The 24,642-nt window shown below is 33.4% G+C and carries 20 protein-coding genes; 9 read left to right on the top strand and 11 right to left on the bottom strand.

Annotated elements, in window-relative coordinates:
• Window positions 1-5: 5 nt before the first annotated feature.
• Both Q0876_RS11540 and Q0876_RS11535 read right to left on the bottom strand, forming a co-directional pair.
• Window positions 6-1,025 (bottom strand): low specificity L-threonine aldolase, encoded by a 1,020-nt coding sequence (locus Q0876_RS11540; RefSeq protein ID WP_299228009.1) that lies wholly within the window; start codon window positions 1,023-1,025, stop codon window positions 6-8.
• 3 nt (window positions 1,026-1,028) lie between these two features.
• Window positions 1,029-3,443, bottom strand: a complete 2,415-nt coding sequence (locus Q0876_RS11535; protein ID WP_299228007.1) for a zinc-dependent metalloprotease — start codon at window positions 3,441-3,443, stop codon at window positions 1,029-1,031.
• Between the two features lie 102 nt (window positions 3,444-3,545).
• Here Q0876_RS11535 and prfB point away from each other — a divergent pair.
• The 4 genes from prfB (at window position 3,546) to Q0876_RS11515 (ending at window position 8,047) form a co-directional block, all read left to right on the top strand.
• Window positions 3,546-4,656, top strand: a protein-coding gene (gene prfB, locus Q0876_RS11530) for a peptide chain release factor 2 (RefSeq protein ID WP_299228005.1) whose coding sequence is annotated in 2 segments (ribosomal slippage) — window positions 3,546-3,608 and window positions 3,610-4,656 — 1,110 coding nt in all. Because the reading frame shifts where the segments join, the coding sequence is not laid out codon by codon here.
• A gap of 4 nt (window positions 4,657-4,660) precedes the next feature.
• The gene (gene arsC / locus Q0876_RS11525; RefSeq protein WP_299228004.1) at window positions 4,661-5,002 is read left to right on the top strand and encodes an arsenate reductase (glutaredoxin); all 342 of its coding nucleotides are present in this window, start codon (window positions 4,661-4,663) and stop codon (window positions 5,000-5,002) included.
• Between the two features lie 37 nt (window positions 5,003-5,039).
• Entirely contained in the window at window positions 5,040-5,459 is a 420-nt protein-coding gene (locus Q0876_RS11520) for a hypothetical protein (protein WP_299228002.1), read from the top strand.
• 116 nt (window positions 5,460-5,575) lie between these two features.
• Entirely contained in the window at window positions 5,576-8,047 is a 2,472-nt protein-coding gene (locus Q0876_RS11515; RefSeq protein ID WP_299228000.1) for an outer membrane beta-barrel family protein, read from the top strand.
• Window positions 8,048-8,128: 81 nt separating this feature from the next.
• On the opposite strand, the gene Q0876_RS11510 is transcribed toward Q0876_RS11515, so the two are convergent.
• On the bottom strand, window positions 8,129-8,308 hold the full coding sequence (locus Q0876_RS11510) for a hypothetical protein (protein ID WP_299227998.1): 180 nt from the start codon (window positions 8,306-8,308) through the stop codon (window positions 8,129-8,131).
• A 213-nt stretch (window positions 8,309-8,521) separates the two neighbouring features.
• Between Q0876_RS11510 and fumC the strand changes: the two genes are divergently transcribed.
• The 3 genes from fumC (at window position 8,522) to hutI (ending at window position 12,686) form a co-directional block, all read left to right on the top strand.
• A complete protein-coding gene (fumC, locus tag Q0876_RS11505; RefSeq protein WP_299227997.1) occupies window positions 8,522-9,919 on the top strand; it encodes a class II fumarate hydratase in 1,398 nt (465 codons plus the stop codon).
• A gap of 32 nt (window positions 9,920-9,951) precedes the next feature.
• Window positions 9,952-11,367, top strand: coding sequence for a T9SS type A sorting domain-containing protein (locus tag Q0876_RS11500; protein ID WP_299227995.1), 1,416 nt, complete (start codon window positions 9,952-9,954; stop codon window positions 11,365-11,367).
• Window positions 11,368-11,450: 83 nt separating this feature from the next.
• The gene (hutI, locus tag Q0876_RS11495; RefSeq protein WP_299227993.1) at window positions 11,451-12,686 is read left to right on the top strand and encodes an imidazolonepropionase; all 1,236 of its coding nucleotides are present in this window, start codon (window positions 11,451-11,453) and stop codon (window positions 12,684-12,686) included.
• A gap of 66 nt (window positions 12,687-12,752) precedes the next feature.
• On the opposite strand, the gene Q0876_RS11490 is transcribed toward hutI, so the two are convergent.
• A complete protein-coding gene (locus Q0876_RS11490; RefSeq protein WP_299227991.1) occupies window positions 12,753-13,634 on the bottom strand; it encodes a chromosome partitioning protein ParA in 882 nt (293 codons plus the stop codon).
• A gap of 109 nt (window positions 13,635-13,743) precedes the next feature.
• Between Q0876_RS11490 and Q0876_RS11485 the strand changes: the two genes are divergently transcribed.
• Together Q0876_RS11485 and Q0876_RS15695 are read left to right on the top strand one after the other, a co-directional pair.
• Window positions 13,744-14,769 carry a formimidoylglutamase gene (locus Q0876_RS11485; RefSeq protein WP_299227989.1) on the top strand — a complete coding sequence of 342 codons (1,026 nt, stop codon included), beginning with the start codon at window positions 13,744-13,746 and terminating at the stop codon, window positions 14,767-14,769.
• Window positions 14,770-14,818: 49 nt separating this feature from the next.
• On the top strand, window positions 14,819-15,769 hold the full coding sequence (locus Q0876_RS15695; RefSeq protein WP_367276651.1) for a GNAT family N-acetyltransferase: 951 nt from the start codon (window positions 14,819-14,821) through the stop codon (window positions 15,767-15,769).
• Window positions 15,770-15,775: 6 nt separating this feature from the next.
• Here Q0876_RS15695 and Q0876_RS11470 read toward each other — a convergent pair whose 3' ends face one another.
• The 7 genes from Q0876_RS11470 to Q0876_RS11440 all read right to left on the bottom strand — a co-directional run bounded on the left by Q0876_RS11470 (window position 15,776) and on the right by Q0876_RS11440 (window position 24,626).
• Window positions 15,776-17,431, bottom strand: coding sequence for a SulP family inorganic anion transporter (locus tag Q0876_RS11470; RefSeq protein ID WP_299227987.1), 1,656 nt, complete (start codon window positions 17,429-17,431; stop codon window positions 15,776-15,778).
• Between the two features lie 33 nt (window positions 17,432-17,464).
• Complete coding sequence (locus tag Q0876_RS11465; protein WP_299227985.1) at window positions 17,465-19,162, bottom strand: hypothetical protein; 1,698 nt, start codon at window positions 19,160-19,162, stop codon at window positions 17,465-17,467.
• Between the two features lie 21 nt (window positions 19,163-19,183).
• Window positions 19,184-19,708 (bottom strand): hypothetical protein, encoded by a 525-nt coding sequence (locus Q0876_RS11460; RefSeq protein ID WP_299227983.1) that lies wholly within the window; start codon window positions 19,706-19,708, stop codon window positions 19,184-19,186.
• A gap of 74 nt (window positions 19,709-19,782) precedes the next feature.
• Window positions 19,783-21,018, bottom strand: a complete 1,236-nt coding sequence (locus Q0876_RS11455; RefSeq protein WP_299227981.1) for a DUF6638 family protein — start codon at window positions 21,016-21,018, stop codon at window positions 19,783-19,785.
• Window position 21,019: 1 nt separating this feature from the next.
• A complete protein-coding gene (locus Q0876_RS11450) occupies window positions 21,020-22,981 on the bottom strand; it encodes an AAA family ATPase (protein WP_299227979.1) in 1,962 nt (653 codons plus the stop codon).
• 50 nt (window positions 22,982-23,031) lie between these two features.
• Entirely contained in the window at window positions 23,032-24,075 is a 1,044-nt protein-coding gene (locus Q0876_RS11445) for a hypothetical protein (RefSeq protein ID WP_299227977.1), read from the bottom strand.
• Window positions 24,072-24,626, bottom strand: coding sequence for a hypothetical protein (locus Q0876_RS11440; RefSeq protein ID WP_299227975.1), 555 nt, complete (start codon window positions 24,624-24,626; stop codon window positions 24,072-24,074). The genes Q0876_RS11445 and Q0876_RS11440 overlap by 4 nt, the downstream gene beginning before the upstream one ends.
• Window positions 24,627-24,642: the final 16 nt, after the last annotated feature.

The raw sequence follows: 24,642 nt of genomic DNA, 5'->3' as shown, positions 1-24,642 counted from the left end.
TAATCTTAAAAAGCATTTAGAATTTCTAGGAGTCGATCATGCATGTCATCTGTATAATCTAGGTGTGTTACGATACGTAACTTGTTGCTTCCCATCCCGATAATATGAATGTTGTTATCACATAGTTGCTTTAGAAACTCACTTTCTTCTACATGAGGTTCTAATTCAAAAATGACAATATTGGTTTCAATAGGTTCTACTTTCTTGATAATAGACATTTCTTCTAAAACTTTACCAATAGCTTTAGCTTTTATATGATCTTCAGCCAATCTATCGAAATGATGATCTAAAGCGTACATACCAGCAGCAGCAAGGTAACCTACTTGACGCATTCCGCCACCCAATATTTTACGAACTCTAATTGCACCATCCATAAGCTTTTTATCTCCAATTAGAACAGAACCTATTGGGCATCCTAGCCCCTTACTTAGGCATACAGAAATAGTATCGAATAATTGTCCGTAATCTTTAGCAGTTTCGTTTTTACACACTAGTGCATTCCACAACCTTGCACCATCTAAATGGTATCCTAAGTGATGTAAATTGCAAACAGACTTGATTCGTTTTAACTCTTCAAAATCCCAACATGCACCTCCTCCTTTATTGGTTGTGTTTTCTACCTCAACTAATGTGGTTAATGGGCTATGATAAAAATCGGGCGGATTTATAGCAGATTCAACTTGAGCAGCAGTAAACATTCCTCTATTACCATCTATAAGCTTACAAGATATGCCACTATTAAATGAAGCTCCTCCGCCTTCGTAGTTATAAATATGGGCATATTTATCGCAAATCACTTGTTCTCCAGGGTTAGTATGTAATTTTAAAGCTGTTTGATTTGCCATACTTCCAGATGGAAAGAATAAAGCTTGATCTTTGCCAAACATTTCTGCTAATCGTTGCTCTAAAGCATTAACTGTAGGGTCTTCTTTATACACGTCGTCGCCAACTTTTGCTGATAACATAGCGTCTAACATCTCTTTAGTTGGTTTTGTAACGGTATCGCTTCTTAAATCTATAATCATAAATTAATTTGAGTTATAATGACATAAATCACTCCCAATTGGTGAGCCATCAGGAATTTTAGGCACTTCTTTCATTTCAAATTTTTCAGGTTGAGTTTTATAAACCTTAATGATATTCGCATATTGAATTGAATATGGGTTTTGAACTTTTGAAGTGTCTAAGTAATCATTTTCGATTTCATAAATAGCTGCGTTAGCATAAGCTTTAACTTGAAATGTAGATTTATTATTTACTGTTAAGTTCATTAAATGCAGTAATACACGTTCATTTATTAGTTGCTGAACTTCATTTTTATAAGCATCAGTATAACGTTTTCCAAATGAATTCTCTAATAACTGGTCTAACATCTCATCAAAGCCTAATTGGTTTGTATCTAAACTTTTTTGTTGAATCATTCTGTTAGCACGTTCTGGATGGAGTAATAAACCTAAAGTCATATCACTTGCAGTAACTGCTGCACTCATTGGGTCAAATGCAACTCCTGCTTTTCCTGAGAACGATTCGCGACTTCGATTGTAGCCAAACGCTCTAGGAGGAAACAACTCTAATTTTTCTTTTGGGATAGCCAATGACTCAGATGAAATGGTTTTTAAGATAGCTTTCAATGCTTCTTTTTGACTATCGGCATCTATTGGCTTGACGATGGTTTGCTGATCTCCTTTGACGGCATAATTATATTCCAATCCGCCAATTACTTTCACAGCAGCTTCTGTTTGATAGCGATGGAAAAAATATAATGGAACAAACACGTCTTCCAACACAGAGTATGGTTCGCCTTTACGAATATTATCTTTTGAAAAATTAGAGATTGCTTTTGCTCTTATTTTTAATACTTTCAACAATTCTTCAGACGGACTTTTACCATTATCCCAAAGATGTGCAAGCGCATGCGCACCACCTTTTGGTCTTGCATCAGCATCACTAATGAAACGCAAACCTTTATCATAAGCATTTTCTAAAATAGCATTTAAAGCCTTTTTCTCATCTATAGCCTTATCAAACTCTGAATAACTATATGCCACTGTCGTTTTGTCCCATTCACCAATTCCAACAGCATAAGCATCACTCAAATCAATTTGGCCATCAACTAGATTTACAGTTGGATGAGGGTAATCCATAACCGATGCCTTGTTATTTGTACTAGCTGCAAAATTATGTGCGAAACCTATAGTATGACCTACTTCATGAGCACTTAATTGGCGAATTCTTGCTAGAGCCATTTCTAACATTGGTTCGTAATTATCATCACGTTCTGCAAAGGGCTTATTCATTAAAGCTTGAGCAATCATAAAATCCTGACGTATTCTCAAACTTCCCAAACTTACATGTCCCTTAATAATTTCACCTGTTCTTGGGTCGATCACACTACCACCATAACTCCAACCACGTGTAGATCGATGTACCCATTGAATAACATTATAACGACAATCCATTGGATCAGCTTCTACAGGTAGCATCTCTACTTGAAATGCATTTTTAAAACCAATAGCTTCATAAGCTTCATTCCACCAACGCGCGCCATCTAAAAGGGCTGAACGCACTGGTTCTGGAGTACCAGGATCTAAATAATAAATTATTGGCTCTTTAGCTTCACTCACTGAAGCTTTAGGATTTTTTTTCTCCAAACGATGACGAATAATATAACGTTTGGTTATAGGTTCTTGAATAGGCGTGGCATAATCCATATAAGACATATAAAGGGCACCACTGCGCACATCAAACACACGCTTTTTATAACCATCATCAGGCAGTTCAATAAAACTATGATGTTGAGTAACTGTGACTAGAGATGCCGTTGGTGTTACACTTCTAATGTTCTTTCCTTTTGCTTCTCCTATAAATGTTAATAATGCTTCAAACTCTACATTTTTAGGAAAAGCCTTTGTGCGCTCTAAAGCCAAAGCACTCCTATCTTTATTAATTTTATAACTACCTTCTTGATTCCATTTTAATGTATTTGCAACACCATGGGCGTCTTCCATTAAAAAACTAGTAATATCAATGATATAAGTATTCCCTTTTGTTTCTAATATCTTGAATCCGTATAAGACCGATTTAGCAAATGCCTGTTCAATACTTTTCCTTTCTAATTCGTTATTAGTAATAGCTCTATAGCCTAGGTTAGGTTGTATCAATAAGAGTTTATTGCCTCTTTTTATGAATTTTACAATGCGTTCACGCCCCAATTGGCCTCTGTCTAATCCAATGTCATTAGACCCAACACCTGTGGCTAAAGAATTTACATATAAGAATTCCTTGTTTATATCCTTTACTTCTAGATAGATTTTACCTTGTGCGTCTTCATAATGAAAATCAAAAAACCCTTTATATGTTTTAAGGTTAGTTTTATTTAAAACCTGAGCAGTTAATGGAAGAAGAACCAAGTAAAAAACAACAGTGAAAATTTTTGCTTTCATGTTAAAAATTTAGATTATAAAACTACACAAATTCTAATAAAAAAATAACTTAAATCTTTTACTTATAAGACTTTCATCATACATTTGTCAAAACTTTTTTTTATGATTACTTCAGATCAAATTAAAGATCTTAATACACGCCTTGATAAACTAAGGCACTATCTTTGACATAGATGCCAAACTAATAGAAATATCTAACGAAGAAGAACAAACTTTTGACCCAAATTTCTGGAATGATTCAAAACAAGCTGAGCAGGTAATGAAATCAATTCGTGAGAAAAAAAGCTGGGTTGATGATTACAAAACGTCTAAAACCTTCATTGAAGATTTAGAGGTGATCTATGAATTTTTTAAAGCCGAAGAAGCTACTGCTAAAGATGTAGAAAGCAGGTATCATAAAGCATTGTTACTCATTGAAAATCTTGAATTTAAAAACATGCTTTCTGATGAAGGTGATAGCTTAAGTGCTGTTTTACAGATAACAGCAGGTGCTGGTGGTACAGAATCATGTGATTGGGCTAGTATGCTAATGCGTATGTACTTAATGTATGCTGAAAAAAATGGATTCAAAGTTAAAGAGCTCAATTTTCAAGAAGGTGATGTAGCAGGAATAAAAACGGTTACGCTTGAGATTGAAGGCGACTATGCCTTTGGTTGGCTGAAAGGAGAGAATGGTGTTCATCGTTTGGTACGTATTTCTCCTTTTGATAGTAATGCCAAGCGTCATACAAGTTTTGCTTCAGTTTATGTCTATCCTTTAGTTGATGATACTATAGAAATAGATATCAACCCTGCAGATATTGAAATCACTACTGCTAGATCAAGTGGTGCTGGTGGACAGAACGTAAATAAAGTAGAAACCAAAGTACAGTTAACACATAAGCCGACTGGGATTCAAATTTCATGTTCTGAAACTAGGTCTCAGCATGACAATAGAGCACGTGCAATGCAAATGCTAAAATCACAACTATATGAGATTGAATTACAAAAACAAATGGCACAACGTGATGATATTGAAGCTGGAAAAATGAAAATTGAATGGGGAAGCCAAATCCGTAATTATGTCATGCATCCATACAAATTAGTTAAAGATGTTCGTTCTGGTCACGAAACTGGCAACGTTGATGCCGTAATGGACGGCGATTTAGAACCCTTTTTAAAAGCCTATTTGATGATGATGGGACAGAAAGAAGAAAATTCAAACGAACTTTAAATTTATGATTACAATATATCACAATCCTCGTTGTAGAAAGTCTAGAGAAGGGTTAGAATTACTTGAAAATTCTGGCAAGACTTTTGAAGTAATAAAATATCTTGAACAACAACTTGATAAAACCACCTTAAAAGGAATTATTAACGTGTTACAAATAAAGCCTATTGATTTGATTAGAAAAAATGAACCCATTTGGAAGTCTGATTATAAAGGAAAAACACTAACAGATGATCAAATAATCAAAGCTATGGTTAAACATCCTAAATTAATTGAGCGACCAATAGTGATTAATAATAGAAAAGCAGTAATAGGAAGGCCTCCAACATTAATTTTAGATATTATTTAAGAAATAAAAATTATACATCGTTATTAAAAATTTAATCATGAATAAATATTTTTTCACATTGCTATGTCTCGCAATATTTAGTCTTAACACTAATACATACAGCCAATCAAAATCTGATAAAGAAAAAGAACGAATTGAGCGTGAAACCGAAGAACGAAAAAACAAACATATAAAAGCGGTAGTTGATGGCATAGATCTCGATGATTTTCAAAAAGAGATCGTTACTCAAAAACTAAACTCTTATTATATAGAACTCTTTAAAATATATAAACTGCAAATTCCTTCTTTTAAGAAAAAAGAATTGATAAATGATTTAGATGCAGTACATTTTGAAGAACTCAAAAGTATGATAGGAGAAGAAAAAGTTGATCAAATATTAGAAGGTGCAAAAGACACTAACACTAACAAAAAAGACAAAAAGAAAAAGAAAAAACGTAAGAAAAAAGATGAAAATTAAACCTTGATTGTTTCTCGCTACTTCAAGTGATCTAAGAAGATATGGTTTAACAAAAGATTAACCTATATACCGTATAAGTAGTTTTATTTTTGCGACTCTAAAAGCAAAATATAACCATGAACTTGAAGCCTACTCTACTACTCTACTTACTGCTATTATTTTCTACATTTTGTTTTGCACAAAAAGAAGTAGTGATTTCAGGAACTGTGATTGATGCTGATGATAGCTTCCCTTTAGAATATGCTACCATATCCTTTATCAATAAATCAGAAAACAAGGTCGTTACTGGTGGCATTACCAATATTGATGGGAAATTCAAAATTGAGGTTCCAACTGGTCTCTACGATGTAAAAGTTGAATACCTTTCGTATAAAACCAAAACCTATTCAGATAAAGCCATAGACAAAAATCTAGACCTTGGAACAGTTAGTTTATCTCTTAACTTAGAAGCTCTAGACGCTGTTGAAATTATTGCTGAACGGACTACAGTTGAAATAAAACTTGATAAAAAAATTTACAGTGTAGGTAAAGATCTAACTGTAAGAGGTGGTACTGTTAGTGATGTTTTAGACAATGTCCCATCAGTTTCTGTCGATGTAGAAGGTAATGTTGCATTACGTGGTAATGATGATGTTAGAATATTAATTAATGGCAAACCTTCAGGATTGGTTGGTTTAAATTCAACTGAAGCATTGCGACAATTACCTGCTGAAGCTATTGAACGTGTAGAGGTCATCACATCGCCTTCTGCTAGATATGATGCTGAAGGCACTGCAGGAATTTTAAACATTATTTTAAGGCGCAGTAAATTGCAAGGTCTAAACGGAGCAATTACAGTAAATGCTGGTTATCCTACTCAAGCAGGCGTTTCTGGAAATATAAATTATCGAACAGGAGATTTTAATTTTTTCAACACCACAAGTTATAATTACAGAGCAGTTCCTGGTAATGCCTATTCAGATTCAGAGTTTATTCCATCTGGAAATAGACAAGAAGAGACTAGAACATTTGATCGTGAACGAAAAAGTCTTAACACAAACCTTGGTGTTGAATGGTATATTACTGAAAAAGCATCTTTAACAACATCAATTCAATTTCGCGACAGTAATAATGAACAAGAGAGTACTAACAATATCGTTAGATTTACAAATGAAACGAACGTTACAGAGTTCATCAACCGTTTCGACCCAGAATTTGAAGATGATAAAACCATACAGTACACCATAAATTTTGATAAGCAGTTTGGAGATAATACCGATCATCGCTTTACTGCTAATTTTCAATACGAATCCAGTTCAGAGCTTGAACAATCATTGATTCAGCAAGATGGTATTGAGGTTGAAGATGTAACAACCGATGAAACTCAAGATCGAATATTTTTACAAAGTGATTATGTATTGCCTATTGGGGAAGTGAGTCAGCTTGAGTTAGGATATCAAGGACGTTTTTTAACTTTAGATACAGATTATACCGTATTTTTAAGAGATGATGACACAGATGTATTTGAACTAAGTGCCGACTTGACTAATAGTTTAATTTATCGTGAATATGTTAATGCCATTTACACCCAGTTTGGAAGTAAATTAGGTGATAAGTTTAGTTACCTTTTTGGTTTAAGATTAGAAGATACTAGAATTACAATAGATCAGCAAACATCTAATGCGTTTGATAGAAAAAATTATGTTAGCTTCTTCCCTACTATAAACTTAGCATACGAAATAAGCGAAGATGAAAACGTAACATTGGGTTATAACCGAAGAATTAGGCGACCGCGTTCTCGTTTTATCAATCCATTTCCTTCAAGAAGTTCACCTACAAGTCTATTTCAAGGAAATCCAGATCTAGACCCTAGTTTTTCAAATACACTCGATTTAGGCTATTATAAGCGATTTAGTAATAAGCTAACATTAAACTCATCTATTTATTATCAAAGAACTACAGACAGTTTTAATTTGATAAACTTTGCTACTGATGATTTTTTTGATTTTGAAGGTAATTTAATCGTTAACATAAACGACCCTATTTTCGAACAATATGAGGATGGTGAATTAACACCAATACTTAGACGCTCACCTATAAACTTAGCAACGAATGATCGCTATGGTTTTGAGTTTACACTTACATATAGGCCAACTAAAAAATGGAATATTAATGGGAATTTCAATATTTTTCAGTCGATTACAGAAGGAGTGTTTCAAGGAACCAATTTTGGGGCAGAAAATTTAAGCTGGTTTGTTCGTTTAAATAACAAATATACGCTTCCAGGTAATATTGATTGGCAAACACGAATAAACTATAGAGGTCCTCGTGAGGATGCACAAAACAAAAACAAAGGAATATTTTCAATGGATTTAGCCTTTAGTAAAGATTTGTTTAAAGATCGTGCTTCAATTGCTATTAATGTTAGTGATGTGTTCAATTCGAGAAAACGTATGAGTGAAACTACAACGCCTACGTTTAATTCTTACAGTGAATTTCAATGGAGAGAACGCACATTTAATCTATCATTCACCTATCGCTTTAATCAGCAAAAGAATCGTGAGCGCTCAGAAAGAGGTAATAGTGACAATTTTGACTTTGAAGGATAATTCATAGCTTCTAAGTACTATAAATACATAAAAAAAGGAAACCGATTTGGTTTCCTTTTTTTATGTATTTATAGCAAGTGCTTAACTATTTGCAGCACGTTTTGCTTTCTTTTCTTCTCTTATTTCTTTTAAGCGCTCAATAGACGATCCGAAAATCCAATAAGGAATAACAAAAGTCAATAAAAATATCATGAGCCAAAACCCAATGGTCAAAATAGTTAAAAATGCTAAAAATCCTAAATATTGATCAAATTCAAACATGTGGTTTTTTTTTGTTATTGCAAAGATATAATAAAGCAATTTGTTTTACAATAAGAAAGTTCAGATTTATCAACAGGTTATGAAAAGATAATTATCAACTGCTACTAGCATAAAATGCAACGTATATAAAAATCATAAAAACTAAGTAATGATTTTCGCTCTAAAATAACGAAAAACCCTAACTTTGTAGGACTTTAAAATATATTTCAAATTATGAAATTCAGATTAGAAAAAGACACAATGGGAAACGTTGAAGTGCCAGCCGACAAACTTTGGGGAGCACAAACTGAACGTTCGCGTAATAATTTTAAAATTGGAGCTCCAGCTTCGATGCCCTTAGAAGTCATTTACGGCTTTGCTTACCTTAAAAAAGCAGCAGCATATACGAATTGTGACCTAGAAGTACTTTCGCCTGAGAAACGAGACCTAATTGCTCAAGTATGCGACGAGATTTTAGAAGGTAAACACGATGACCAGTTTCCATTAGTAATTTGGCAAACTGGTTCTGGAACGCAAAGTAACATGAATGTAAATGAAGTCATTGCAAATAGAGCACATCAAATTGCAGGAAAAGTTATTGGTGAAGGGGATAAAACAATCCAACCAAATGATGATGTGAATAAATCACAATCTTCAAATGACACCTTCCCTACAGGCATGCATATTGCAATCTATAAGAAAGTAGTTGAGACTACTATCTCTGGGGTAATTAAATTAAGAAATACCCTTCACAAAAAATCAATTGCTTTTAATAATGTTGTGAAAATTGGTCGTACCCACTTAATGGACGCTACACCTTTAACCCTTGGCCAAGAATTCTCTGGCTATGTATCGCAGTTAGACCATGGATTAAAAGCTTTAGAAAACACACTACCACATTTATCAGAATTAGCTCTTGGTGGTACTGCAGTAGGAACTGGTTTGAACACACCAAATGGGTACAGTGAGCTAGTTGCAGATTACATCGCTAAATTTACAGATTTACCATTTGTTTCGGCAGATAATAAATTTGAAGCATTAGCCGCTCATGATGCACTCGTAGAAACGCATGGTGCACTCAAACAATTAGCAGTTTCTTTAAATAAAATTGCTAACGATATTCGTATGATGGCTTCTGGCCCAAGAAGCGGTATTGGAGAGATCATTATACCAGCAAACGAACCAGGCAGCTCTATTATGCCTGGAAAAGTAAATCCTACACAATGTGAAGCTTTAACAATGGTATGTGCTCAGGTAATGGGTAACGATGTTGCTGTAACTGTTGGAGGTACACAAGGTCATTACGAATTAAACGTGTTTAAGCCTATGATGGCTGCCAATGTTTTAGAGTCTGCACAATTGATCGGTGACGCTTGTGTAAGTTTTGAAGCCCATTGTGCCTCTGGAATTGAGCCAAATCATCAAGTTATCAAACAACTGCTTAATAATTCATTGATGTTGGTTACTGCCTTGAATACTAAAATAGGCTATTATAAAGCTGCAGAAATTGCAAATACAGCCCATAAGAACGGAACAACATTAAAGGAAGAAGCAATCAATCTTGGCTATGTAAGTGCTGAAGATTATGATGATTGGGTTAAACCAGAAGATATGGTAGGCTCATTAAAATAAGAATTCTATAATAATATTTAAATATTCAATTTATGAAAAAAACTTTACTCAGCTTTTTAACCATGGTACTAGTCTGTTGCTTTGCTTTTGCTCAATCTTTTACAGAAAAAAATATAGACACAATGATAGGTGATGAAGGTAGCGATATTGCTTCAGGTGATCTTGATGGCGATGGTGATATTGACCTAGTTGTCTCAACCTATTTCTTTAATGGTAATATGCCAACTCAAGATTATATCAAATGGTATAAAAATGATGGTAATGGCAACTTCTCTGTTGAAACTGATGTGTCATCGACCATCACTTGGGTAGAAGGCTTAGCTACAGCAAATATTGATGGACTATTTGGCGATGATATTATAGCAACCTCAGTAAGCCAGAACAAGCTCGTATACTTTTTAAGTAATGGATCAGGATTTGGACCTGAAGTAGTCGTTGACCCTTCAATTACTGGTCCTGGAGAAGTGGCAACTGGAGATATAAATCAAGATGGTCATATAGACTTAGTAGCAGCTTCTTTCAGTAACAACAGAACACAGTGGTATTCTGGTGATGGTGCTGGAGGTTTTACTAGTGAAACCGATATAGAAAATGGAACTACAGACGGACCATATTATATAGATCTAGCAGATTTTGATGGCGACACCGATTTAGACGTTTTGGTTGGATTTGTCAACTCTCAATCTATCGAAATTTACTATAATCAATTTATAGAAAGCGGATCTACATCTGTTTCATGGATTAAAGATACAGTTACCGTAGATAGTGGTAACTCTTTTTTATTTGGAGCTATTTTTGCCGATGTAAATAATGATGGCGCAATGGATGTTGTAAAGGTAGACTTCACATCTGGTAATGTAGCTTGGTTCAATAAAGTTAAAAATGGTACTTCTACATCTAATGTAATAAATAATTCTTCAATTATTGGAAATCCAGGAAGTGTGCTTGTAGCAGATATAGATAATGATACTTTTAATGACGTCATTGTTACAGATGGCGGTGTTGTAGATGATGCAATCGTATGGTTTAAAGGAGCTGATAATGATAACCCAAGTAGTACTGCAACTTTTATTACAAACAACAATCATATTCTTTACGATATCACAGCGGCTGATTTTGATGATGATACAGATTTAGACTTAGCAACAGTAGGTAATGCTAGTGATACAGTACAGTGGTACGAAAATGATTTTATAACTTTAAGTGTTAATGAAGTAATTATTGACCAACTGAGCATCTATCCAAATCCGACAAAGGATATATTAAATTTTAAAGGAGAGTTATCAGAAACTATGACTATTTCTGTTTATGACAATATGGGTAAAGAAATTTTAACATCAATAATTGATTCAAACCATAACACCTTAGATGTTTCTAAACTTAGCAGTGGTATGTATATCATTAAATTTGAAGGTTATGATGCTAACTTTAAGTTCATGAAACTCTAATGTTGATAAACACCTGTATAAATAATAGCGCTAGCATCATGCTGGCGTTTTTTATTTATTAATTTTAATTTCAAATTTTTTGTATGTCGATTTTAATAACTAATATAAAAGAGCTATTGCAAGTGCGAGAGAGCAATGTTACCATTGTTAAAGGTAGTGACATGAAGTATCTACCAAAACTTGAAAATGCATACTTATACATTGAACACGATACTATAGTTGAATTTGGTAACATGGAAGAGCTTAGTGGTATTGAAGCAGAAAAGATTATTGATGCTTCAGGAAGTACTGTACTACCCACTTGGTGTGACTCTCATACACACATTGTATATGCTGGTGATAGAACTCAAGAATTTGTTGATAGAATTAATGGACTCTCATACGAAGATATCGCTAAACGAGGTGGTGGCATATTGAACTCTGCAGAGAAATTACAAGCTACATCTGAAGATGAACTTTACAAACAAGCTGCCAAACGATTAAATGAAGTTATAAATTTGGGTACTGGAGCTATTGAGATCAAATCTGGATATGGATTAACCGTTGAAGCAGAGCTTAAAATGCTACGTGTAATTAATCGCTTGAAAGAAGATTTCCCAGTTAAGATAAAATCAACTTTGCTTGCGGCTCATGCAATTCCTAAAGCCTATAAAAATAATAAGAAAGCATTTATTGATCTTGTTGTTGACAAAATGATTCCAGCTGCTGCAGAAAAACATCTCGCTGACTATATTGATGTATTCTGTGAAAAAGGTTACTTTGACTTAGAAGATACAAGACGTGTTCTGGAAGCTGGTGCTAAACACAGACTTATTCCAAAAATACATGTTAACCAATTCAATGCATTTGGAGGTGTAGCACTTGGTGTGGCTCATAATGCTTTGTCTGTAGATCATTTGGAAGAACTCACTAATGATGATATTAAAGCATTACAAGGTTCAAATACTATACCTGTTGCATTACCTGCTTGCTCTTACTTTTTAAGCATACCATATACACCTGCTCGACAACTCATTGATGCTGGTTTACCTCTAGCACTAGCAACCGATTACAATCCAGGATCTACGCCTAGCGGGAATATGAATTTTGTAGTCTCTACTGCATGTATTAAAATGAAAATAACTCCAGAAGAAGCAATTAACGCAGCAACCATTAATGGTGCTTATGCAATGGGAATTTCAAACATATATGGCAGTATTTGTAAGGGCAAAAAAGCAAATATCATTATAACAAAACCAATTCCTAATTATCATTATCTAATGTATGCTTTTGGTGATCATCACATAAGGGATGTCATTATCAATGGGCAAATTATTTAATAAAATAGAAAAGCTCGAAGATTAATTATAATCTTCGAGCTTTTCTATAAGGAATTGATTTATATTTTACTTGAGTGTGAACTCAGAACTAGAGACTAATTCTTTTTCATTAAACACGTTAACTACATAACGCCCTTTCTCAAAGTCTTCATTAGGAGCAACAAATTCGCAAATATTCAAGTTTCTATTTTCATAGTTAAATTTACTAATCAAACTATAATTCAGTACCGTTTCGTCAAACTGAATCTGCTCGTTAGCACCTAACACATTGTTTTTTGGATCTAATACTTGAACATACAGTTCTTTATCACCTGCACCAACTAAAGTGTTTTTAGCAACTGTGTAACAAATTCTAATTTTATCACTACGCTTTGCTCTTTCTGTAGGAATTAATTTTCCTGAACTTCTCTCAATAACACCAAACCCTTTTAAGCCTGTAGTTTGTAATACAGCAGCATTCTCAACAACTTCAGACAATTGTGTGTTTTGCACCAATAACGAATCTGTAAATACAGCACGCTCAGCTAATTGTACGTTGGTACTGTCTAATGAAGTCGCTAAAAGCTCATTCTCTAACTTTAATTTATCATTTTCTGTTAGTAGTACATCCATTTCTTCTTGGAGTGCTAAAAATTTCTTTTTATACCTCCATAAACTGTTCACACTGTTTTGAGAAATCTTTAAAGAGTCCATTAAGCCTTGAATACGCTCTTTAGCTTCTACTAAGCTTTGGTTAGCAACTTCGTTTTCATTAATTGCAACGTCGTATTTCGTTAACATTGAATTTAAATCTGCCATCACCTCTTCTTTTTCCTTTGTTAGAGAGGCTTCATTTTCCTTTTTCTCATTGTAGAGTTTTGAAGTGTAAAATCCTGTACCTAAAAATAATGCCAATAGAATTCCTAATGCAATTTTTAAACCGATACTTTTGCTATTTGAATTTTCCATAAGTTACGTTTTGTTTTAGTTGTTTAAACGTTAATTCTTTCTATTTTTATATGAATCTGAAAATAAAAAAACTGTACTTTTATTACATCAAAATTAATCAATTTTGTTAATGGAACACTTAAAACCTTTTACAGACTCCGAATTGAATGCAATTCTGAAAAAACGCTCTAAAGAGACCAAATTTGGAGAACATATTATGTTACTTCCAGATTACAATGATATATACGAGCAATTGTTAAAATTAGACGTTACTTATGTTATTTTTGGAATTAAAGAAGATGTTGGTGTCTTTGCTAACCTAGGTAACACAGGTACTTCAAGTGCTTGGGACGCTGTGATTAAAATTTTGTTAAATACGCAAAGTAATGCACATACACATGCTAGAAAAGTAGTAATATTAGGTGCTTTAGAGTTTCCTGCCTACCAAGAAAAAATCAATACACTTGATCAAAACAAAAAGAAAGACATATTTAAAGTACGAAAAAAAGTAAAAAAAATAGATGAAGCTGTCACTTATTTAGTTTCTCAAATCATCAGTGCAGGTAAAGTGCCTATTATTATTGGTGGTGGTCATAATAATGCTTATGGAAATATTAAAGGTGCTGCCTTAGCTTTAAAAGCTCCTATTAATGCTATTAACTTTGATGCTCATCATGATTTTAGAGCTGAAGAAGGAAGACATAGCGGTAATGGATTTAGCTACGCTTTTGCTGAAGGGTTCCTTAAAAACTATTTTATTTTTGGGCTTCATGAAAACTACACATCTGATCGCATATTTAAAACATTAAAAAAACTTAAAGCCATTCAGTACTGTACATTTGAAGATATAATGATTAGACAAGACAGTGATTTTCATTCTGAACTTGAGACTGCTATACAACATATTAGTGAAAATCCTTTTGGTTTAGAAATTGACTGTGATGCTATTGAAGGCGTCCCGAGTAGTGCCATGACACCAAGTGGATTCTCGACAAACCAAGCTAGACAATTCGTTCATCATTTTGGTAAACAAACTAATGTTACCTACTTACATATATGTGAAGCAGCTCCTACTCCAGACACCGAAACGCAAGTTGGAAAACTAATCACCTACTTAATTACAGATTTCATCAAAGCCAGAAATTATTTGAAATAGTAAATTAATTTTATATATTTACATAAGTACTTATATAAATATGTATTTAATGGACGCACTAAGAGGATTTAGCGAGATGGCTTTAGGTTCACGTTTAAGAAGGTTAAGTGATCTTCTTATGAAAGAGGTTCAAATTACATATGATTATTTTAATATCGATTTCGATCCATACCTCTTTCCTATCATAAAGATCATAGCAAATAAAGATGGCGTAACTAATACAGAAATCAAAACAGCATTAAAATTATCACAACCGGCAATCACACAAGCATTAAACAAATTGATAGACAAAGGCCTTCTAGAACTTAAACACCATAAATCTGATAAACGAAAAAAAATACTCCACTTATCAATTAAAGGTGAACATTTGATTTGTCGTATGAAACCTTTATGGCATGCCATGGATCTCGTTGTAAAAGATTATACCAGCCATTCATCCAATTCTTTAGTTGAGCATTTAAATAAAGTTGAAGATAAGCTTCTTAAAAAAAGCTTAAGTGCTGCTATAATAGAGGAAGCCAAACAACACACTATCAATACGTTGAGTATTATTGACTATTCGCCCAAATATGCACAATATTTCTATGATCTAAATATAGAATGGTTACAAACCTTTTTCTATGTAGAACCTTTTGATCAAGAGGTTTTAAGTAAACCTGAAACCTATATTATTAACAAAGGAGGTTATATATTTTTTGCAAAGAATAATGATGATATTGTTGGTACTGTTGCCCTTATGCCAACAGATGAACCTCTAATTTTTGAACTTACTAAAATGGCTGTACTACCTACTCAAAGAGGACAACGTATTGGGCAACTTCTCATGCAATACTGTATTGATTTTGCAAAAGCAAATACGTTTAAGTCTCTTATACTCTACTCTAATACCAAGCTAGAAAACGCAATCTATATCTATAGAAAATTTGGCTTTGTAGAATTAGATATAGAACCTAATAGTCCTTATAAACGTAGCGACATAAAAATGAAATTACATTTATAATAATACTTATAACTTAAATTTAGTTTTTAAAAAATCAAAAGCTTTATCGATATTTTCAAAAATATGAGACTCATCTATAAGGTCAGGAATAATATCAATAGATTTTAATTTATCAAGTGGTTGTTCTTGTAATGCTGTTAAAATGACCATTACGCCTTTTTCTTCTAAATCTAAAATTGCATTTTCTAAAGCGTACAATCCTGATTGGTCAATATATGGGACACGATCCATTCTAATTATGAGCGATTTAATTTGAGGTGGAATATTCTTTATTTCACTTTGAAAATGAGATGTAAATCCAAAAAACAACGGTCCATAAAGATGTTTGATATAGACCTGATCCTTAAAGGTTTCATAAAATTCAATTTCATCTTGCCAAGGTTTTTCACCATCAAAACCAGCCAAAGTACCAACTTCCATACCTTCTTCACTAATATCACTTGCACGTTTCATAAACAATAAACAAGCTAATAATAAACCCATTCCTACAGCTTGAATTAAGCTACCAAAGGTAGTTACCAATAATACCAAAATAAGAACAAAAGCGTCAGCTCTTGGCACTACTAACAAATGCTTAAACCCCTTGGTATCTATAATCTTAAATCCAATAGGTATTAACAAACCAGCTAAAACTGATAATGGAATATAAGCTGCTAATTTTCCTAAGCCTAGTAATACTGCCAGTAAAAACAATCCATGCACTGTACCAGAAACTCGAGTGCGTCCTCCTGAATTAATATTTACGACTGTTCCTTTAGTTGCTCCTGCCCCAGGAATACCTCCAAAAATTGCAGCAACAGCATTACCAATACCTTGACCAATTAGTTCACGATTACTATTGTGTTTCGTTTTAGTCATATTATCAGCAATTACAGAGGTTAACAATGAGTCTATAGACCCTAAAATTGCTAAAACTGTAGCATATTCAGCAATTAAGAAATAAGCATCTGAACTTATTGACAATAAACCGTCTATTTGTAAATCTGGTAATCCTGAAGGTATTTCGCCAATAATTGGAACATCCCATTGTAGAAAATAACTTGTTATTGATACCACTACTAAAGCCACTAAAGCACTTGGAATTACTTTTGTAATTTTTGGAAACACATAATAGATAAATACTGTCAAGGCTCCTAAAGCTAAAGCCTGCCAATTAAACAGAGTAAATAACCTTGGTAAATCTAGCATAACTAACCAAGTTGACTTTGGGGAGGATAAACCAGCAAAAGGAAACAACTGTAGTATAATGATAATAAGACCAACACCACTCATAAACCCAGAGACTACTGGGTACGGAAAGTACTTTATGTAACTAGCGATGTTTAAGAATCCGAAAACAATTTGCAAAACACCTCCTAGTAAAAAGGTTAGAATGATGATTCCCATTGCGCTTTCGAGACTTCCTGTAAGCTCAATAGCCGCTACAACTAAAGCAGCTGAAACAACTGTCATTGGTCCTGTTGGTCCACTTGCCTGTGTAGCAGTACCACCGAAAATTGCTGCAAAAATTCCGACAGCTATTGCGCCATACAATCCTGCAATAGCTCCCAAGCCCGATTGTACTCCAAATGCTAATGCAAGAGGAAGCGCTACAACACCTGCAACTAATCCACCAGTTAAATCGCCTTTAAGGTTTTTTATGTCATAATATTTTGAAATCATGGTTCGAAATATTTTGTTAGTTAATTTAGTTTTTTAGTTACCAACAGATTTTAAAGAATCTATTCTACGTTGAAGTGCTTCTATCTGTTTGGTCTTTTCGTCAGCTTTAGGAATAGCCATTATAGAATCAACAGCTTGCTGAATCATCAAGTCTTCATCAATGAGCGCTTCTTGATAGTAATAACCAATGCCTTCACTAGATCGCCAAGCTTCTCCAAGCTGATCATATACTTCTTTATCCCAAGTGCTTGGATGTTTGACATCAATCCAGATCACATCGCGATATTCGCTATCAATAAGCGCTAGATCTGGTGTTGCAGAGCCATCAAATTGTCCAGTAGCATTTTCTTTTATTGCAGAAATAGTTCCTAAAAAAAATAAACGCTTTCTTCCAGCTATATTTTTAATGTATGGTCTAAATTCAACTGGCTTATTGACAGACCAATCAAATTCTTTACGAGACTCAATTACTTTTAATGGCATGGCAGAAACACCAGCATAACCTTGCTTCTTAGCTGCATGATCGTAATAGTATAGTTTATCGGTTCCATCTGCAGGAACAAATACACTATAGCTTAAGCTGGTACGTTCATCTCCAACTGGTTCTAGCCCAAACCAATGATATAAACCACTGTAGGCATCACTTTCTGAACCTGCAAAATCGAAGTCGGTCACAAAAGGCTGTTCATTTTGATCGTCTGGCAAATCAGGAATTTTAACTGCTGTTTCCATATTCCAAGGTAATGGATCACTAAATCCACCTAAGAATTTTAAAGACTCAGCTTGCAAGCGAGATACTTTTTCTGCCAATGTATTTTGTTTATTGAGATAAGGATAGTTTTTCATCTCCTCAGGTGCAATAAATGTGCCTTTACCAATGGCAATACGCTCAAGATAATCATTGAAATCATGTTCGCCATTTTCAATAACCATGACACCACCAAAGCTTGGGTAAGGAAAGAAAAAACCTTTCCATTTGATCAAGCTTACCACTTGAACCCATTCGCCATTATCATCTTTCATATAAAACGTATCACTAGGTTCATAGTTAATAAGCATCCAAGGATTGAAACGTTGCACGACAGCATTGTAGGTATTACGGCTAAATTTTAAAGACTCACCAATAGAAAATGTCACTGGAATGCGATTCTCTGAAGAAAAACGTGGAAAAGGTGTTGTACTAGATACAGCAAAAACCTCTTCTGTATTGTCACTTATTTGTTGAAACGTATAATTTTCAGAAGGTTGAATGGCCATCGTCCATTTGTTTTCATCATCTACTCTTACTAAATGCGGTAATGATACATCTTTGGTCTCTCCTACACTTTCATTAGCCATAGAAAAAATATTCCGTAGAGGTTGAATACGTTCATTTTGTGTTAATGGTAGTTCATTGATCTCTACCTTATTCAAATCATTGAAAACATTATAAGTTTTCATATAATCATACAGTTTTAAATGCCAACCTACGAGGTAGATAAATGCAAAAAAACCAATTAGTAATGCTAGAATACCTATACGCCTTCCAGTACTGGCAGAGCTTCTGAATTTTTTAAGTCCGAATACCAAGACAATCAAACTCAATAGGATAATGAAGATAAATTTTCTAACAAATAATAATGCTGGTTGGTAATCGTCGCGAAAAGCAAACAATGCAATAAGCAAGATGAAACCAACTATAATGGTGATTGTTTTTTGTTTTCTTCCTTTGTTCCAATATTTATTTATCATAACTATTTCTGTATATCGAAATTACATTAAACCTTTATCCTTTAATCGTTCTCTTGCAGATTTTTCCTTAATTTCTGAAGTTGGTTCTTTTTGTATTTGTTCTTTTACTTCAGCTTCAGCGTCTTTAGTCTCTAACTCCTTAATAAAGTCTTTGCCTTTCTCAACAGTATCTTTTACGGCATCTAAGAGTGTATCGCTTTTTTCATCGATAACTTCTGAAGACTTAAAAACAAAATTTGCCAAATAGGTACCAACTAGCGTACCAAAAATACTTGATGCAAACAACGATAGTGTGGCTAAATCTATTGGAATAATGAATCTTACAAACACAATGCCTACCAAAAATAATACAGCAATGTAAACTAAACGCATTAAAAATGATTGTTGATACAAAAATCCTTTTTTACTGGATGCTGGCATCTGCAGTTCTTTTGAATAGAATAGTTTATTGAAAAAACGGTAAATTTTATTGCTTTTAGACTCTCTCCAATACAAAACAATTCCAAAGAGTATTGATGCAATAAATATGATGATTTCTAGTGACATAGTTTGATGGTATTAATCTTGTTTTGACTTAGAATGACAACACAAAATGGTTATATAAAGTTAGTCTAAAAAACTTAAATATTGTTACTAATGGTTTCTATTACCCAATCTTGCAGAGAGTCGCCCCAAGTCTGATACTGCTTATAGAACTCTTGTTTATCATACCAATATAAGAATAAGACATCTTTAGGTGCAATATTCACGAGTAACTTCCATATTAGGTCTTGATGTTTTGGATGTAGACTTGAATGCGGCTCATGCAAAGCTTCAAACAAATCTTCATCTACGATATCAGCAATTTTATATTGGTTACTGGTTTCAAGTTTTTCTAAGTAGCGTTCTACACTCATCACTTTTTTACGAGACTCGATATCAATTTTATTCAAGTAACTTTTAAACAATAATGGATCGTTCAAAATATCTTTTATTGGATGCTTTGTGTTTTTCAGATGTTGTGCAAACTCATATCGCTTGATACGCTCATATCGCTTGGTATTAACAATTTCCTCAAGGTCATAAGTAACAATGATATGATCTCTAAGCTTTTCCATAAGTTCAGGCTGAGAAATATGAAAAATAATGACCTCATGAATGGTATCTTTAATTGCTTCTTTGTACCACTTTCTATCTTCAAAAACTACAATTGGAGAAATAAAATCTCGCAAAACATAAACGCCTCCAAAAGATTTAGTATAAAAAGAGTCTGTTTGAAATTCTAGATCTTCCAAATTTAAATCTCGCTCTCTTAAATCACCATATTTATTAGCAGATTCTAAAAGTTCTGCATGAATATCTTCATGTATAAAGTTATTCCCTTGATTAAACTTTTTGATAAGCTCTAACTGTTCATTCCTAACATTATCTAAATTATCAATAAGATGAAATTTGATAGTAATTGTTTGATACTTTAATACGTCTAATGGCTCATAGAATGCATCGATACTTTGGTCAAAGTCTATACAAATAGCAGAATCTCTTGTAATGTCGTTTATTTTACTCCCATGCGTCTTAAATATTAACTGCATCATGTCTCTATCAAATGTATGATAGGGCAAGTAAACTGGCTTTTTGTTTTGAAATGGCGAAATAATAATTCCATGTGGATTGGATTCGCCATTGCACAAGTAATTTTCATCATCTTTTTCTTCTGCAATTTCTGGGCTCCATCCAATACCATCAATAGAAAATTTAGTGAGTTTAGTTTCTGTAAAACCCAACTTCAATAAGCATTTATTATAACGTTCTACTAGCTTTCCAGATATAGGAATAAGTTCGCTTCTGTATAAATTTGCTGCTTTAAGTTTGTTCATTTTAATTGTCTTTCCCAAACTGCGTTCTCGCTTCTAAATCTATATTTAATTGATTTACTCTTGCATCTACTTTACGTTTAAAATCAGTATCTGCAATAGTCGCTACATTATCTAGGTAACGTATAACCTCCTGACGTCTAATTTCTGAAAAGTCTAGACCTTTCATATTTGCTCTCATCAATTCTTGTAGCATATTGAATTTAGTATCATAATCCTTATTAAAATAAATCTCAGGGTTTTCAAACCAATCTTCTTCTAGATCAAAATCTGTTAAACGAAGCGATACTGCGCTTTGGATATTTCTCACATCACGTGATGAGAAGAATGGAAATATCTTCTGGATTTCTTTATAAAGATTAGCATAGAACAAATGCTGATTGGTATTAAAATGAGCTTCTACTTTATCGTAAGCTTCTAAAACACGTTCTTCTGTAGGCTTATCAGATACATTTAAAATTTCACCCATATGCTTTGCTAGACCTTGATCTTGCAAATAACTATAATTTTCTGGTCCTTGCATATTTACAAAGTCTGGCATAGTCGTATCCAGTTTTCGCCACCATAGGTGATCTTGGTCTAAGAAATCATGCTCAGTACGTGCACCATCAATTTTAAAACGTCCTTGAACACGTGAAATAACAGCTTTATCTAACATCTCAGGCAAATTTGTAAACAAGCCAATAGAGCTATTCCCATAGTTTACTGCATAAGCGCCTTCAGTGTATCTTAAAAACACACCAATTACTTCTTTCACACCTGCAGAAACACCTTGAGCTGTTCGTTCTTGTAAATTGTTCTCTGCATCATCAATTGGAGCAAAAATCAATTTTGAAGGATCTTGTAAAGGTTTCATCCATTCTACCATTTTTTCAGCTGAACCGCCTTGAAATGTAGAGATCAAAGTATCTGGCATTGGATGAAATAAAAATGGAATCTCAAGATGGTCACAGTGTTCTTTTAAACGTGTAGCTATGGCAGCAATTAACATACTTTTTCCAGTTCCAGGTATGCCATAACCCATAAATACAGGCATAAAACCTCCAAGCTCTTGAAATGGGTTTTTCTTAGCAGTAAAATCATAACTTAACATACGTTCAGTTAAACGTCTTGCAAAGTGCTTGGCATCTCTATTCCCTACAATTTGTTCAAACTGTATTTTATTAAATTCTACACTTTTAGCTGCACCTTGAAATACATTATTCCATCCAGATACTACAAAGTCTGAATTTTCTAATTTATAGGTTCGATCTGTGATAGTTTCTGTATATTCAAGACTATTTTTCCGCATCTGAATTTCAGAAATCAGCGATTCAAAATATACGACGGTGAAATCGATAACATCTTTATCTGATTTTATCATTTCTGGATGACTCAGATATTTATCATAATAGAATAGTGCACAGGAAATTCCTTTTAAAGGTGACATTAGTGAGACTTCTGGAATTCCTGCAAACTTATTTTTCATAACACTAAGGTCATCTGAAGCAATGGCTTGTAAATCATGTAAAATTTTATATGCCGTTGAAAATAACATGAAAGCTGTGGCTGTCTGCATTTTGCTTTCATATTCGCGTTTACCTGAACTATCTAATGCTGATTTATTTTCTGATAAACTTGATAAACCTGAAGCATCGTAATAACTATCTTTAACCCAAATACCTAATGTGATCCCTTCTTGAACAGCATAAAGTGTTTGATTTAAATATATAGGAATTGCTATAGATTCGGGCAACAAGCGTTTTTTTAGTTCTAAAACAGTTTTAGATACTGAAGTAATGTCTGTGCTCCCATTTCCTTTGGCACGTGATAAATACAACAATATGGACTCGTCTTTAGCATCCTTATCTTTATTTTTTGCACGTTGACTTTGCTCCCATTGAATACTTTTTATGTAGGATGTTGCTTCATCACGAAGCATATCAAGTTCATTTTGCTTTATAGGAAATGTCGAGTTGTGTTCCATATTGTAATTTTTTCAATCTAAGTGGATATCTATACTGTTTTAACTAGTTTTTAATTTTTTAAATCTGCTATCTCTATTGGTGCTTTTGCTAACTTATTCATGATGTCTGGTGTTTTATTATAAAGCAATTGTATCATTCTATGCGGTGCAAAAACATATTTTTGTTTAAATATGACATCCCATTTTTGAAATATCTGCTTATTAAAGAAACTGCCTTCTTTAAATTCACTTTTAGAATGTATTTCATCAATTTTAAATGAAATGGCATAGGATTCTAAAGGAATTGTTTTTTTTGAAATACCATCAAGAATGGCATGAGTGACATCATTTTCGTCTTTAGCAAACACATTGTGTATTGGTCCAAGATCTACACGTTTAATAAGCTTTGGATATAGCTTAGGTAAACGTTTATCAATTGCGTAAGCCATTGTATCTAGTGCTAACTCTCTATCTGCTACTGATTTGAGTGTGTAATAAATTTCTTCTCTATCGTTTAACGGATTCTTTCCGTTGTCATAATCAAAATACATATAACAGATAAAAGGCCTATTATGAGATACTTCATAAAAACTCCAGCTTATTAAATATCGAGCTTGAGAGCCTGCTGGTGCATCAATAATTTTGCCTTGCACAAACCTGTTGAATATATATTCTTTCTTTGCTGAAGTATAATATACTATTGAAGCTGCTTGGAATAGTTTTCGTTTGGCTATTGGTTGCTTTTTTCGAAGTAAGGTATCTAAAAACTCTTCTTTTAATGTGTCTACACCTGTTAGTTTTCCTAAAAATTCGTTACGTAATTCTAGATCATTGAATAAATAACGAAACTCCAAATAATTAGGAAATCCAGAATCCGTAAGATCTACTTTCATATTCTCTTCATCATCATACATGTATTTGACACGCATGGTTTCAATTGAATATAACAGTAAATCACAGTATTGTTTGAACAACAAAATTTCTTTCTCGTTAAGGATCTGTTTCTGTTGCACAGCTACGGTAAGCTCTTTAAGCGCAAAATCTATCATTTTATGATAAAATACATATTGCTCTTTAGAATCTAAAACTGCTGAGTCAAGAGGTGTAACTATCATTTATTAGATTTTGGTTTATTAATAATGTAATAAAACTCTCTTTCGAGATCTTCACGCAACCTTTTAATAGCTTTTCGCATTGATAAATAAGGAATTCCTAACATAAGACATGCATGTAAAAATAAAAAAGGTATAACAATAACTCCTGCAGTCCCAGTAATATCTATATGACTAAATAATATAGCTACGAAAAGAAGATATAATAAAATGACAAAGCCAAACCAAAAATAAATATAACTATTCCATGCTATTAACTTACCGCTAACGATTAAAAATCCTGAATTCTCTCTACTTTGACCTGTAATTTTTGCGCACCCAAATTGTCTATCAAATAATCTTCTACGCTTTCTGATCTTAAATTCATTATAACTAACAGAACCTATAAATAAATTTTTACTCGAAGAAAATGCTTCAAAAGCTCTTGAAAAAAAACTGTCAATATCTGCTTCATCAACATGACTTCGCAGTGCCGATGTAAATTCAGACTTAGTTGTAGTCAGTTCTATTGAAAAGCCTTCAATCAATTTTATTTTTCTTAGAAAATTTTCCATGCTAAGTTTACTGCGT

This window comes from uncultured Psychroserpens sp. (assembly GCF_947503375.1).
GTDB lineage: Bacteria > Bacteroidota > Bacteroidia > Flavobacteriales > Flavobacteriaceae > Psychroserpens.
The sequence above is the reverse complement of the archived record's forward strand: the minus strand, read 5'-3'. Positions and strand labels throughout refer to the sequence as shown.